General features: G+C 43.2%; 10 protein-coding genes and 1 pseudogene. All 11 read right to left on the bottom strand.

What is annotated here, in order from left to right; translation table 11 throughout:
* Window positions 1–2: 2 nt before the first annotated feature.
* Complete coding sequence (ytaF, locus tag B9Z54_RS11165; protein WP_113928471.1) at window positions 3–635, bottom strand: sporulation membrane protein YtaF; 633 nt, start codon at window positions 633–635, stop codon at window positions 3–5.
* Window positions 636–797: 162 nt separating this feature from the next.
* Window positions 798–1622 (bottom strand): DNA-formamidopyrimidine glycosylase, encoded by an 825-nt coding sequence (gene mutM / locus B9Z54_RS11160; RefSeq protein ID WP_113928470.1) that lies wholly within the window; start codon window positions 1620–1622, stop codon window positions 798–800.
* Between the two features lie 21 nt (window positions 1623–1643).
* Window positions 1644–4271, bottom strand: coding sequence for a DNA polymerase I (gene polA, locus B9Z54_RS11155; RefSeq protein ID WP_113928469.1), 2628 nt, complete (start codon window positions 4269–4271; stop codon window positions 1644–1646).
* Between the two features lie 834 nt (window positions 4272–5105).
* A complete protein-coding gene (gene hflC, locus B9Z54_RS11150) occupies window positions 5106–6041 on the bottom strand; it encodes a protease modulator HflC (protein ID WP_113928468.1) in 936 nt (311 codons plus the stop codon).
* Complete coding sequence (hflK, locus tag B9Z54_RS11145) at window positions 6034–6996, bottom strand: FtsH protease activity modulator HflK (RefSeq protein WP_240189888.1); 963 nt, start codon at window positions 6994–6996, stop codon at window positions 6034–6036. The genes hflC and hflK overlap by 8 nt, the downstream gene beginning before the upstream one ends.
* A gap of 341 nt (window positions 6997–7337) precedes the next feature.
* Window positions 7338–9125, bottom strand: coding sequence for a two-component system histidine kinase PnpS (gene pnpS / locus B9Z54_RS11140; protein ID WP_113928466.1), 1788 nt, complete (start codon window positions 9123–9125; stop codon window positions 7338–7340).
* A complete protein-coding gene (locus B9Z54_RS11135; RefSeq protein ID WP_113928465.1) occupies window positions 9122–9841 on the bottom strand; it encodes a response regulator transcription factor in 720 nt (239 codons plus the stop codon). The genes pnpS and B9Z54_RS11135 overlap by 4 nt, the downstream gene beginning before the upstream one ends.
* Before the next feature lie 423 nt (window positions 9842–10264).
* Window positions 10265–10740 (bottom strand): annotated as a pseudogene (locus tag B9Z54_RS11130) (MaoC/PaaZ C-terminal domain-containing protein).
* Between the two features lie 200 nt (window positions 10741–10940).
* Complete coding sequence (gene mdh, locus B9Z54_RS11125; RefSeq protein WP_113928463.1) at window positions 10941–11879, bottom strand: malate dehydrogenase; 939 nt, start codon at window positions 11877–11879, stop codon at window positions 10941–10943.
* 94 nt (window positions 11880–11973) lie between these two features.
* Window positions 11974–13242 carry an NADP-dependent isocitrate dehydrogenase gene (gene icd / locus B9Z54_RS11120; RefSeq protein WP_113928462.1) on the bottom strand — a complete coding sequence of 423 codons (1269 nt, stop codon included), beginning with the start codon at window positions 13240–13242 and terminating at the stop codon, window positions 11974–11976.
* 150 nt (window positions 13243–13392) lie between these two features.
* On the bottom strand, window positions 13393–14511 hold the full coding sequence (citZ, locus tag B9Z54_RS11115) for a citrate synthase (RefSeq protein ID WP_113928461.1): 1119 nt from the start codon (window positions 14509–14511) through the stop codon (window positions 13393–13395).
* Window positions 14512–14800 lie beyond the last annotated feature (289 nt).

The following is a 14800-nucleotide window of genomic DNA, read 5'->3' as shown; positions in this document are numbered from 1 at the left end:
AATCAGAACCGCAGCACGCCAATCACTATTAAGAGCACTCCCGGCAGAAAAGATACCTTCTTCACCCAACCCATATGGGCACAGTTCTTTCCGATTCTCAAACCCGCTGACAGGAATACAACACTCATCATCATGACCGAAAAAGCAAGCAGCAAAGGAGAATAGCCCAATAAGGCAGCCCCAATTCCTGCACCAAACGCATCAAGAGAGAGGGCGAGACCCAGCATGACTGCTTCTACACCGGTGATTGTTCCTGATCGATCAAAATCTGCCGCCATCGGCCTTTTGAGTATATTGATTACGAGCCCGATCGATTCTATTTCAAAATTAAATAAGATTTTCTCTTCATCTGCAGCATAATCTTTTCCAGTTGTGAAAAATTGCAGAAGGACAAAGGCGCCCAGGGCAATGAGAATAAGCCCTCCAATCCTGTCGGCAGCTCCCTCTGATAGAAAGCTTTCCGCTGCTCCGCCTATAGACATGGCGGCCAGGAGAGAGCCTGCAGAACAAACTGAAATAATCACAATGGATCTTAGCGGCATCCCCATTTTCCTTAGGCCATAAGTAAGTCCGGTACTAAAGCTGTCGAGGCTTACGGCAAATGCAAGCATGAATAATAAAAGTGTTCCATCCATGATGTAAAGCTCCTCCTCCGTCTTTCAATCAAGAGGATAAAAACCAGTTGTAACACGCTGGTTTCCTCCATACGTTCATAGCTACGTTAGTATATGGAGAGAGCTTATCAATTGTTAAGAACCTATTATTATCGTGCTTCAATCAACGCAATCAGCCTGCGGTTACTTCTGACAATTCGAACAGAAATGTGTGCCTCTTCCCGCTGTCACATTTTTTTCGATGGGTTTGCCGCATGTTCTGCATTCTTCATTCTTTCGTCCGTAAACGAACAGCTGCTGCTGGAACATTCCGATTTGTCCCTGTGAGTTCACGTAGGAGCGGATGGTGCTGCCTCCCTGCTCAACCGCCTCACTTAACGTATCGATGATTTCCTTATGCAGCTTTTTCATTTCAGTTTTTTTGATTGTCTTTGCCTTTCTCGCCGGGTGGATCCCGCTTCTGAAGAGGGCCTCATCTACATAGATGTTCCCCAAGCCGACCAAAACGGTCTGATCCAGCAGAACCGCCTTTACTGCCCGCTCGGTCTTGGCCAGCTTTTCAGTGAGGTGGTCTATTGTAAAATCTGGTGAAAATGGTTCCGGGCCCAGCTGCGACAACGGCAAATGCAGAGTTTCTTCCCCTTTTGGAAACAGGTGCATGGTCCCGAATTTCCTGACATCTTTATATCTTAATTGAGAGCCGTCTTCAAAATGAAAAATCACATGAGTGTGCTTCTCGACAGGTTCTTCACCAGGGAAAACCCCATATCGGCCTTCCATCCTTAAGTGGGAGACCAGGGAGTAGTGGTCTGTCTGCAGGATGAGAAATTTCCCCCTGCGGTCGACTCCCTGAATGATTTCTCCTTGCAGCAGCAATTTGAATTCTTCCACCTCTGCCGGCAGCTTGACCATTTTAGGCCAAAAAACCGATACTGAATCAATCTTCTTTCCTGTGACTAATTCCGCCAATGTTCTTCTGACGGTTTCCACTTCTGGCAGTTCCGGCAAATCAGGTCACCCGCCTCTTCATCATTTTGCATCGTACCATGTCGGACCGTAGGAATAGTCCACTTTTAATGGAACCTCCAGCTCAATGGCATTCTCCATGACTTCCGGTACAATTTCCTTTAACCGTTGGATTTCATCTTCTGGTGCCTCAAAAATCAATTCATCGTGTACTTGGAGGAGCAGTCGTGTTTGAAGCTTCTCTTTCTCCAGTCTTTCCGCCATCTCGATCATCGCTTTTTTGATAATGTCTGCTGCACTTCCCTGGATTGGCGTGTTCATGGCTGTCCTTTCTGCAAAGCTGCGCAGGTTAAAGTTCCGGCTGGTGATTTCAGGGATATACCTGCGCCTTTGCAGCAGTGTCTTAACAAAGCCATTCTGTTTGGCTTCCCCGATGATGTCATCCATATATTCCTTAACTCCCGGATAGCTGTCCAGGTACCTCTGAATAAACTCGCCAGCTTCTTTTCTTGTAATGCCCAGGCTTTGAGAAAGACCAAAATCGCTGATTCCATAAACAATCCCAAAGTTGACGGCTTTGGCATGTCTCCTCATGTTGGAGGTCACACTGTCCGCCTCTACATGGAAAACATCCATCGCTGTTTTCGTATGGATATCCATACCTTCCCTGAATGCATGGATCAGTTTTTCGTCTCCTGCGATATGAGCCAGCACCCTTAGTTCAATTTGAGAGTAGTCCGCGGCAAACATAAGCCACCCTTTCTCAGAAGGAACAAACGCCTGTCTGATTTTCCGGCCTTCTTCCAGCCTGATAGGTATATTTTGCAGGTTTGGATCTGTTGAACTGAGCCTTCCTGTTTGGGTCAGTGCTTGATTAAATCGTGTATGCACTTTATTTGTGTCTTCATGGATGACCTTCAACAAGCCCTCTAAGTATGTTGATTGCAGCTTGCCAAGCTGACGGTAGTGAAGGATATAATCCACGATTTCGTGCTTAGATTGCAGTTTTTCAAGTACATCCGCGGAAGTAGAGTAGCCGGTCTTCGTCTTTTTGATCGCAGGCAGCTCTAACTTTTCAAACAAGATGACTCCGAGTTGTTTGGGGGAATTGATGTTGAATTCCTCTCCTGCCAGTTCATGTATTTTCTTTTCCAGGGTATCGAGTCTTTCAGCCAGCTCCGACTTCATTTCTTTCAAGCGCTCTGTATCCACAGCGACCCCTGTGTATTCCATTTCAGCAAGAATGATGGCAAGCGGAAGTTCCAAATCGGTAAATAACTGATACTGGTCATTCTTCTCCAAAGCTTCTTCGCATGTACTTTTCAATTCAAAAACCACGTTAGCTTTTCTTGCCAGATGCTCTGCCAGTCTATTTTCTTCAGGAACCTTTCTTTTTGCCCCTTTTCCGTAGACAGCTTCATCGGACTCAATAGCAGAAGCTCCATGTTTTCTCGCAACACCCGCAAAATCATCGGCAGATTCAGCCGGGTTTAAAATGTAGGAAGCAATCAGCAGATCAAATTCAACACCATTCAGTTCGATTCCCTGTCTTCTCAAGGAAACGATGGACCTCTTGGCATCAAAGACAGACTTCTTATTGTTTTCATCGCTGGCCCATTCCTTAAAAACATCTGATTCAAGGGCCGTTTTCAACGTAAAAAAGTAATTTCCCTGGCTGTTTCTCATGGTGAGTCCAACGATATCACCATTGAAATAGTTATCTTCCATAACTTCAACGTACAAGGAAGACTCCTCTTTAAGGTGCTCGTCCTTAATTTCGGATAAAATTTCAAAAGAAACATCCAGCAGATCCTGTTCTTCTTCCACTGTTTCTCCCATCTTTTCCAGAAGGGAATTGAAACCAAGCTCCTTAAAGAACTCTTTTAACTTCTTATCGTCGCTTCCTTCATAGTTCAGTTCCTCTAAAGAAACCTCTATTGGAGCTTCACGGAGGATGGTGGCAAGTTCTTTACTCATCACTGCCTGATCCTTGTTCTCTTCAAGCTTTTCTTTCAGCTTTTTGCCGCTCACTTCATCAATCGATTCCAGAAGCTTCTCGAGGGTCCCAAATTGCTTCAACAGCTTGATGGCCGTTTTCTCACCGACTCCAGGAACTCCAGGGATATTATCTGAACTGTCCCCCATCAAGCCTTTCATATCAATGATCCGGTCAGGTGTGATTTCCCATTTCTCCATGATGTGATCCGGAGTATAGACCTCAATATCCGTGATGCCTTTACGGGTAATGCCGACTGTCGTGGTTTCAGAGCTGAGCTGGGTCAAGTCTTTATCTCCGGAAATGATTTTCACTTCGTATCCGTCTTTCTCCGCTTGAAGCGAAAGAGTCCCGATTATATCATCCGCTTCATAGTTTTCCAGCTCATAACGGGGAATTTGATATGCGTCCAGCAGCTCTCTAATATAAGGGAATTGTTCCGAGAGTTCTGGCGGGGTTTTCTGTCTGCCGCCTTTATACTCGCCAAATGTTTTATGCCGGAAGGTCGTCTTTCCGGCATCGAATGCGACCAGGATATGAGTCGGGGTTTCTTCTGACATTATTTTTTGCAGCATGGTAGTAAAACCGTAGACTGCATTCGTATGTACCCCTTTCTCGTTGTTTAATAAAGGCAGGGCAAAAAAGGCGCGATAAGCTATACTGTTACCGTCGATCAATACTAACTTTTTCTTCATGAATGAACCTCCCGGGTCATGGATTTTTTCAAAAAACGAAGGCCTATGTAAATAATTTTGCACATAGGGATCAAGGACCTCTGCAGAAATTATTTTTTAAAAATAGGCTCTTTTCTCATAGATCGCAGCTGTTGAAAAGGAATGGATTTCCGCTCCAGACGTACGACTCCGCGGGGCGGGCGGTGAGCCTCCTCGGCTTCATAAAAAGCGGAAGCGGCCGTTCAGCGACGTACAGATTTTAAGGCTCTCGTATGAGATAAAGGAATCACGAAGAGCGTTAGCGATTCGATGATGACTTATCGCAAGGAGAGAGACTGAAATCTGCTAGTCGGTGGCCGCTGGAGCTGGATTCGCCTGCGGGGTCTCACCTGTCCCGCTAGTCCCGCAGGAGGTCGTACGCCTTCCGCTCCAATCCTCCTATGTTAAAGGGGATGAAGGTAAATTATAGGCTAAAAAAAGACAATAAAAAGACATTTTTTGTATTTACGTTCGAAAAATATAATGACAAAATTCTTCCTTGATACTAAGGTTTTTCTCTCTAACTGGGAAGCAGCTCTATACTTTTCCTTACCAGAAGATCTCCGGTGAATCATGTCGTTAACTTATGATTTCATACTAAATAGCAACAAAGTTTACGAAAAGAGTCAGAAAATAAGAACCAAAAAATCATTCAGCTTGCACGCAAGATTGTTCCCAGAAAAATAACTGTCTACTTATAAAAGTAAATACGACAAAAAAACCGCTATCTTTCCTTCATTCTATCATGTTCAGAATAGAAAGGAAAAATAACGGTACTGGCCGCAGGGAGCGGCAGCTTTCATATAAAATTACGTTTTACTCAGTATAGCCGCTTAACAATTGTGCGTATGGAGAGTTAGATGGAAGTACTAGTACGGTCTCTCCATTTACCGTTTTCTTGTATGATTCCAGTGTTCTGAATAATTGGTAGAATTCAGGGTCCTTTGAGAAGGAGCGGTTATATATCTTAGCTGCTTCAGATTCTCCCTCGGCACGAATCACGTTGGCATCCGCCTTCGCAGTAGCAAGCAATTCAGTAACTTCCCTGTCTGTATCCGCCATGATTCTCTGCTTCTGGGCATCACCCATGGATAAGTACTCCTGTGCTGTCTTCTCTCTCTCTGAAATCATTGCGATGTACACTGCATTCTCATTTGTTTCAGGCAAGTCGGTTCTCTTCATTCTTATGTCTTTCACACTGATGCCATAGTTTCCGTCTTCAAGCAATTCATTCACTCTTACGGTGATCTTGTCATTCAGGCTGCCGCGTGCTGATTTTTCATCATTGATAATTTCTACATAATTTAATTTTCCAAGTTCAGCACGTACAACAGAATAGATAAATTCTTCCATTCTGGTTTCAGCATTAATGACGTTTCTCGCATTGGAAATCATCTTTTTCGGATCATCTATTTTCCAGACGGCATAGTTATCGATCATCATTCTTTTTTTGTCTTTCGTATTGATTTCTGCTTCTGATACATCATAAATCATTTGATATTTTGGCAGAGTGGAAACCGTCTGGATAAAAGGAACTTTGTAACTAAGTCCTGGATCTTCTTCAATCCTGACCACTTCCCCAAATTGGCGGACCACCCGGTATTCTCCTTCTTTTACAATAAAGACATTGAGAATAACAAGAAGCAGGATTGCTATAATCGCTATTAAAAAGAGTCCCAGCTTCGTGTACTTTCTCCATTCTATTTCCGGTTTCTTTTTATCATTAAAATTGGCTATATTGGAATCACTCATTCTCAGCATTCCCTTCTTGACCTTGAACAGGTTTTTCTTTTTCTAATGGACGAATCGGAAAGTATTTCATTGTGTTTCCATCATCGTTCATTATATAAACTTCAGCATCCGGCAGCACCTGCTCAAGCGTTTCCAGGATGAGACGCTGCTCTGTAATTTCAGGATTTCCTTCATATTCTGCATAAAGCTTATCAAATACAGATACATCTCCCCTCGCCTGCTCTATTCTGGCAGCTTTATCCCCTGTTGCTTTAGATAAGATAGCATCCTTTTCACCTTGTGATTCATTCAGCCTCTGATTTTGATACTTCTCCGCTTCATTGATTTTAGTATTCATCATTTCCCTGGCATCTGTTACATCTGTAAAAGCCTTCCGGACATCCTCATTGGGCAATTCAACATCTTGCAGCTTGACTCCTATGACAGATATGCCCATATCATATTTATCAACTAAGTTTACAAGCAAATCCCTGACTTCAGCTTCGATTTCCGCTTTCCCGGATGTCAAAGCTTCATCTATTTCCGTGCTTCCGATGATACTTCTTAATGAAGAGGAAGTTGCATCATATAATATCTCCTTAGGATCTTCCGCATTGAATAAATATTTTTCAGGGTTCGTGATTTTCCACTGAACGACCATATCAGCCAGGACGATATATTCGTCACCTGTAATCATTTTGGTCTCTTTAGGGAATTCAACAATTTCTCCATCTTTTTCTTCATAGCCGAACTTAAGGCTGAACGTTTCTTTTGATAATTTTTCCACAGTCTGAATCGGCCACGGCATTTTGAATTTAAGACCAGATTCTGTTATTGGCTCCCCGGCCTCTCCGAATGTCAGAACGATTGCCTGATCGGATTCATCCACTGTGTACCAGGTTGTAAATAGAACAACGATCAACACAATGGCCCCCACTATCATTCCTGTAACCTTATAAATTTGCTTCAGGCTCATTTTCATACCCCTCTCAATCTCGATACCTTTTATACGATTAAATAACAAGAAGGTTTCAATAATATTACAAAAAAAAATAAACCCTCACCAAGTTAAAGAGCGCAGGAATACGAAATGGGGTATATCTAAAGGGGGTGGAGGATAGGGATAAAGCTAAGGAAAAGAAAAGATGCACGAGTACATTCAGAGCTAAAAATACACATAAAAATAGAAAAGGTGAGAACGGGGTCAGTTCTCACCTTTTCAGGGCTCCTTGGATGAAGGGGTTTTCACTAAGTATATTACCAGCCGATTATTAAGCTTCGTTGAAAAAAATGTAAAGACTGTGTAAAATTCTTATTTTATGAATATTCCTCTTCAGAATCATCCTGTGGAAGTTGTTTATATAAAGTCACTTTAAATGTTGTTCCTTCGTTCACTTTGCTTTCAACCCCGATATTTCCTCCATGAGCCTCTACCAAGTGCTTTACAATGGCCAGCCCAAGCCCCGTTCCTCCAGAATCACGGCTCCTTGCCTTATCAACCCGGTAGAACCTTTCAAAAATGCGGGGAATTTCCTCTTCGTCAATTCCTATCCCGCTGTCCATTATCTCTACAATGACTGTGGACTCTGTTTGGCTAACCGAAATAGAAACCTGCCCTTTTGCGGGAGTGTAGGTGATGGCGTTGCCAATTAGGTTGATGAACACCTGCTTCATTCTCATTGTATCCACCTCCGCAACAGCTGGTTCATCTGCCTGCAGAGTAAGATGTATTTCTTTTTTCTCCGGCTTCTTCTCTAGAATTGCGACTACTTCCTGTAAGATCACACTAACATCAGCTTCATGTACATTCAGATGGAAGCCCTGCTTTTCCATCTTGGATAAATCAAGCAAATCGGTGATTAAAGACTGAAGCCTGTCGCTCTCATTAAGGATAATGTTCAGAAATGCTTTAGTTGTCTCTTTATCCTCCATTGCCCCATCCAATAACGTTTCACTGAATCCTTTGATGGAAGTAATAGGTGTCCGAAGCTCATGGGAAACATTTGCAACGAAATCCTTCCGCATCTGTTCAAGTTTTTTCAATTCGGTAATATCATGGAAAACCAGAACAATCCCTTTCCACTCTTCTTTCGTCCCGATGATAGGGGCGCCGTAAACCTCAAAATGTTTACGTTCAATCTGCAAAGGGAGCAGCAATTGCTTCCTCACCTTTTGCTCTGTCATGAAAATCTCTTCAACCAATTTATTGACTTCAGGAAACTTGATCACATCATAATATCGCTCATTGACAAAGCGTTCTGATTTTATAGAAAAGAATTCCTTGAAAGCCCTGTTCGTCATAACCGCATAGCCTCTATGATCAATCAGCAGCAATCCGCTTCCCATATTTTCAATCAGGGTGGTCAAGCGATTCTGCTGAATTTCCTGTGCGGAGGTCATCTCCTGCAAATTCCTGGCCAGTATATTAATGGATGTACTTAACATGCTGGTTTCATCCATCCGGTCCTCATATGTTCTGGCTCGGTAGTTTCCTTTAGCCAATTCCATTGCCACCTGTGTCGCAGAATCAATCGGCTTTGTGTAACGCGACGTTATTCTTGACCCCAGCATAATTATAACGACAAGTGCCAATCCGAGAGAGATCGACAGAACAGCCCAGATCTGTTTATAGCCTGCCACAAGGATATCGACGCGGGAACTGAGAATTAATAATGAAGATTCCTCTCCATCACCTATTGGCTGCCAATAGTAAAAGACTTCATTCCCATTTTTCATCAATTCTGTCTGCTGAAGGCCACTGTTCCACTCTTCTGTGATTTCATAAATGGCTCCATTTTGTACCTCAGTATCAATTTCAGAAAAAGGTCCGCTGTCTTTCAGGATAGTGCCATCCGGTCCGGTTATCGTGACGCGGATATCCAGAAGACTGCTGATTTCCTCTATCTGATCGTCTGCAATGGTTTGCGGCTCCTGGGTGCTAATGACTTCATTTACTATCAGCTTGGCCTCTTTCTCAATTCTATGATTGAATGACTGAAGATAATAGCTTTTGAAAATCTGGCCTAAAAGCAAGCCAAGTCCGATCAGCACCACAATGATCAGCATGATCAGAGCAAACAAAAGGCGTGACCTGAATTTGATCATGAACCTTTTTGCTCTTCCAGCTTATAGCCCAGTCCCCGGATAGTTTTGATATAGACTGGTTTCTTTGTATTGGTTTCGATCTTGTCCCTTAAATGGCTGATATGCACATCGACAATTCTTGTATCACCGGCAAAATCATAATTCCAGACCGCGCTCAGCAGTTGATCGCGTGTCAGGACCCTGCCCCTGTTCTCCGTCAAATAGAGAAGAAGTTCAAATTCCTTGGGAGTCAGCTCCAGAAGAGTGCTGCCAAAATAAGCCTCATATTGCTCCGGATATACCTTCAATTCCCCTACTTGCAGATAATCCTTTTGTTCTGCCCGCAAATGTTCCGCTGCATCTATGACTGCCTGGCTTCTGCGAAGAATCGCTTTTACCCTTGCCATTACTTCCCGGGGGCTGAATGGTTTGGTCATATAATCGTCCGCCCCGAGCTCAAGGCCTAGAACTTTATCAAATTCATCATCCTTAGCAGTCAGCATAAGAATAGGAATCATCACTTTCTGCTGGCGAATCTGCTTGCACACTTCAATTCCGTCAATCTTTGGAAGCATTAAATCAAGGATCATTAAATCAGGAACCTGCTCTAATGCCAAATCTCTTCCTTCTTCTCCGTCATTCGCCGTGATGACGGTATAGCCGGCCTGCTCCAAGTTGTACTTCAGCAGGGTGACAATCGATTGCTCATCGTCTACTACAAGAATCTTTTTGCTCATTAACGTGTTCCTCCGTATACCTGTATTAAAAACCCCATCATCCAAAAATTATTTAGTTATAACTTCATTATAATATAAACATAGGGGATAATCCCATGTCTATCGCAGATTTCCTATTGTCAAACCTTTCCCTCATAAAAAGCTTTAGTTTTCATTCGAAATACTGCATTTTATATAACTTTTTCTTAATGTGCCTGAACGTTTGCTAATTTATGTGGATGCTTGGCTTGAACCCTGAAATCTGTACGTCGCTGAAAGGCCGCTTCCGCTTTTTACAAAGCCGAGGAGGCCCGGTTCTCGCAACGCGGCGTCGCGCGCCTGCAGCGGAAATCCATTACTTTTACAGCAGCCACTACCCTTGTGAAAAGAGCGTAAAAAAAGACCGCCCGGGATTTTTAACCAGGTCAGTCTCCTAATGCTTCCTTAAAAATTTTCTAATGCATGCCCATTCATTTTCTCTAATTTATGAGGGGGACAAACCTCCACTGAACCTTTTATGACGGTCTCGTCCTGTTCATTAGTGGCAATTACATCGATTGTAATCAAATGGCTGCTGCTGTCTATATGCTTTACTTCAAAAAGGAATTTTACAGTATCATAATGGTATACAGGTTTCGGGAACTCAATTTCCTGTTTCATAATATGGGATCCCGGCCCCGGCAAATACTTTGACACAGCAGAGTTAATGATACCTGTCAGCATGATAGCAGGTACCAAAGGCTTCTTGAAAGGCGTCTGTGAAGCATAGTCATGCTGGATGTATAAAGGATTCGCATCATTGGTCAATCCTAAATAGAGAAGCAGATCTTTATCTTCAATCTTCTCTGTTAGTGTCAGCTTTTCTCCTACTGAAATATCATCAATCTTTCTACCCGGCTTACGTTTTTACCTAATAACATAGCTGGCGCACCTCCGTTGTAACCGTTTACAATTAAGAATAAAAGAAATACTCTTTATTGTCTGTCTATTTATATTTTACCACTATTAGTATAACCTTACAAAGGAGATTTTTTCAGGATAGTTGAAATATTGTTTTATGAGCCTTTAAAAAGGCAAAAAAAACCGGGTCCAGGGAACTGGATCCGGTTTTGTCGTATGACTATGTTAATATATCCATCACATTACGCACAGAATCGGCAGACTTGGAAAGTGCTGCTTTTTCTTCTTCTTCTAATTCCAATTCGATGATTTGTTCAAGACCATTTCCGCCTAGTATGGTCGGGACACCAAGGTAGATTCCATCGAATCCGTATTCGCCTTCAAGGTAGGCAATTGCAGGAATGACTCTTCGCTGGTCTTTAAGAATCGCTTCCGTCATTTGGACCAGGGAGGCAGCCGGAGCATAATAGGCGCTTCCGTTTCCTAGCAAACCAACGATTTCCCCGCCGCCTTTACGCGTCCTTTCCACAATTGCATCCAGGCGGTCCTTAGGTATCATCTTTTCCAGTGGAATTCCGCCAGCATAGGAATAGCGGACAAGCGGAACCATATCATCGCCATGGCCTCCTAACACGAATCCAGTAATATCTTTTACAGAGAGGTTCAATTCTTGAGCAACAAATGTACGGAAACGAGCGGTATCCAGCACGCCAGATTGACCGATGACTCGATTCTTCGGAAAACCTGATTCTTTGAATACAGTGTAAGTCATGGCATCGACCGGATTCGTCAGAACAATAATAATGCTTTCAGGAGAATACTTAACGATCTCCTGTGTTACCGACTTCATGATCTTTTGATTCGTTTGAACCAGGTCATCCCGGCTCATTCCCGGTTTCCGGGCAATTCCGGCAGTGATTACAACGATATCGGAATCTTTTGTATCTTCATAGTTTGAAGTTCCGGTAATTTTCGCGTCGAATCCTTGGACCGGGCTTGCTTCTTCCATGTCCAAAGCTTTTCCTTTAGTCGGGTCTTCCATTTGCGGAATATCCACCAGCACTACATCTCCCAATTCTTTCTGTGCGAGCATCAAAGCTGTTGTAGCCCCTGTGAATCCTCCGCCGATAACCGAAATTTTCTTACGTCTGATAGCCATAAGAACCGCCCCCATTTATTAGTTTTGAACAGAGTCGGCTTGCATAAATGCAAGCCGACTCGTTTTCATCCCATGAATAGAATAGAACAGGATATTACATATTTTCGATTAAGGCAGTACCGAACTCAGAACATTTCACTTCTGTAGCACCGTCCATCAGGCGGGCAAAGTCATAAGTAACGACTTTAGAAGCAATCGTTTTTTCCATTGATTTTGTAATCAATGTAGCTGCTTCCGTCCAGCCAAGGTGTTCAAGCATTAGTACACCTGAAAGAATTACGGAAGAAGGGTTTACTTTATCTTGGCCGGCATATTTAGGTGCTGTACCATGTGTTGCTTCAAAGATCGCATGTCCTGTATCGTAGTTGATGTTTGCTCCAGGAGCGATTCCGATTCCGCCTACCTGCGCTGCAAGGGCATCAGAGATATAGTCACCGTTCAAGTTCATTGTAGCTACTACATCGAACTCAGCCGGACGTGTAAGGATTTGCTGTAAGAAGATATCAGCGATGGCATCTTTCACGATGATTTTGCCAGCTGCTTCTGCATCAGATTGAGCTTGGTTTGCTGCATCCAGGCCTTTATCGTCTTTGATACGGTCATATTCAGCCCATGTGAATACTTTTTCGCCGAATTCTTTTTCTGCAAGCTCGTAACCCCAGTTCTTGAAAGCACCTTCAGTGAATTTCATGATGTTTCCTTTATGTACAAGGGTTACAGATTTGCGGCCTTCTGTGATGGCATAGTTGATTGCAGCGCGAACAAGACGCTGTGTGCCTTCTTCAGATACAGGCTTGATTCCAAGGCCTGAAGTTTCAGGGAAACGAATTTTGTTTACACCCATTTCGTCTTGAAGGAAAGAGATCAGCTTTTTCACTTCATCAGAACCTTTAGCATACTCGATACCCGCATAGATATCTTCAGTATTTTCACGGAAGATGACCATATCTGTGTCTTCAGGACGTTTCACAGGAGAAGGAACACCTTCAAAGTAACGTACAGGGCGAAGACATGTGAACAAGTCAAGCTCCTGGCGAAGAGCAACGTTCAATGAACGGATACCGCCGCCGATCGGTGTAGTAAGAGGCCCTTTGATCGCGATGAAGTATTCGCGCACTGCATCAAGAGTTGCGCTTGGAAGCCACTCGCCAGTTTGGTTGTAAGCCTTCTCACCGGCTAATACTTCTTTCCAAACAAGCTTGCGCTCACCGTTATAAGCTTTTTCAACCGCTGCATCTAAAACGCGGGAAGCAGAAGCCCAGATATCAGGACCAGTTCCGTCACCTTCAATGAAAGGAACGATTGGATTATTTGGCACATTCAAGTTACCATTTTCGACAGAAATTTTTTGACCTTCAGACATATTATTACCTCCAAATTCATTATTAAAGGGACTGATACAAGGCAGGAAAACCTTTGAAATCAGACCCGCTTTTATTGTTGACGGAAAAGGCCGGGTTAGTAAAGCCTTTTCCATTGTCATTACACCAGATATTAAACTTTTTGTAAAATATTAACCGCGCTGCTCAACCGGAACATATTCCTGTTTGCCGGGACCAGTGTAATCCGCGCGAGGACGGATCAAGCGGTTGTTGGAGTATTGCTCAAGGATATGAGCCAGCCAGCCTGACACTCTGCTCACCGCAAAGATCGGAGTGAACAAGTCGTGGTCGATGCCCAGACTGTGGTATACGGATGCAGAATAGAAATCTACATTCGGCGGCAATCCTTTTTCAGATGTCACAATGTCTTCGATCTTCGTTGACATCTCATAGTATTTGCTTTCGCCTCTCAGCTCAGTCAGTTTCTGGGACATCTCTTTCAGGTGTTTCGCCCTTGGATCTCCCTGCTGATAAACACGGTGGCCGAAGCCCATGATTTTTTCTTTGTTGTCGAGCTTTTTACGGATTGCAGATTCTACGTTATCAACAGAATCAATTTCTGTCAGCATTTTCATAACCTGTTCATTGGCACCGCCGTGAAGTGGTCCCTTCAAAGCCCCGATTGCCGCAGTGACACCAGAATAAACATCTGATAGAGTTGCTACACAGACACGGGCCGTGAACGTAGAGGCATTCAATTCGTGATCGGCATGAAGAACAAGAGCTTTATTGAACGCTTCCACTTCAATGTCTTCAGGATCGTTACCGGTAAGCATGTAAAGGAAGTTTGCGGCAAAACCAAGATCAGTTCTTGGAGCGATTGGTTCTTTTCCGCTTCTGATACGCGCAAAAGAAGTAACAATTGTTGGAATCTTAGCTTGCAGGCGGACAGCTTTACGGAAGTTGGCCCCCTCTTCCATCACATCTGATTCTTCATCATATAATCCAAGAAGTGATACTGCAGATCTTAACGCAGCCATCGGATGGACATCCTTGATTGGGTACATTTTGAAATGCTCAAGTACTTCCTTAGGAAGAGCAGCATTCTCAGCTAGATCTTTTTTCAGCTGATCAAGCTCTGAAGCTGTAGGCAATTTTAGATTCCATAATAGATAGATTATCTCTTCGAAGCTGGCATTGTTGGTTAAATCATCGATGTTATATCCAACGTATGTAAGAGTGTCATCAATGATTGAACTGATTGAAGACGTAGTTGCTACAACACCTTCTAATCCACGGGTTGCTGTCATAAAAAAACCTCTCCTTTATCTGAATAATCGCCAGTCGTCCATTGCGGGAATGAACAATATTTTCAAGAGCGCAGGAGTCTCTTAAAATGGCTTGTTTCAAAAAATAAATATAGTTGTTTAAAACTTACGCTATCGAGCGCTCGCTCAACACAGTACCACACAATCACCATGGTAAAAATCAGATCTTCATCATGGGATGCGCTTTCATTTTCTATTATAAACAATTATCTGACTTTTGTGAACGAAAACGGTTCAATTTCTATAAGAATTATTTTAGTAGAAAAATATA

This window comes from Bacillus sp. P14.5 (assembly GCF_003316765.1).
Lineage (GTDB): Bacteria > Bacillota > Bacilli > Bacillales > Bacillaceae_B > Rossellomorea.
Note: the sequence above shows the minus strand (reverse complement) of the source record. Positions and strands in the feature narration are given on the sequence as shown.

Coding starts and splice junctions, on each gene's coding strand:
- citZ (WP_113928461.1), bottom strand. CDS start 14,511: ATGACAGCAACCCGTGGATTAGAAGGTGTTGTAGCAACTACGTCTTCA.
- ytaF (WP_113928471.1), bottom strand. CDS start 635: ATGGATGGAACACTTTTATTATTCATGCTTGCATTTGCCGTAAGCCTC.
- pnpS (WP_113928466.1), bottom strand. CDS start 9,125: ATGATCAAATTCAGGTCACGCCTTTTGTTTGCTCTGATCATGCTGATC.
- hflC (WP_113928468.1), bottom strand. CDS start 6,041: ATGAGTGATTCCAATATAGCCAATTTTAATGATAAAAAGAAACCGGAA.
- B9Z54_RS11135 (WP_113928465.1), bottom strand. CDS start 9,841: ATGAGCAAAAAGATTCTTGTAGTAGACGATGAGCAATCGATTGTCACC.
- mdh (WP_113928463.1), bottom strand. CDS start 11,879: ATGGCTATCAGACGTAAGAAAATTTCGGTTATCGGCGGAGGATTCACA.
- polA (WP_113928469.1), bottom strand. CDS start 4,271: ATGAAGAAAAAGTTAGTATTGATCGACGGTAACAGTATAGCTTATCGC.
- hflK (WP_240189888.1), bottom strand. CDS start 6,996: ATGAGCCTGAAGCAAATTTATAAGGTTACAGGAATGATAGTGGGGGCC.
- icd (WP_113928462.1), bottom strand. CDS start 13,242: ATGTCTGAAGGTCAAAAAATTTCTGTCGAAAATGGTAACTTGAATGTG.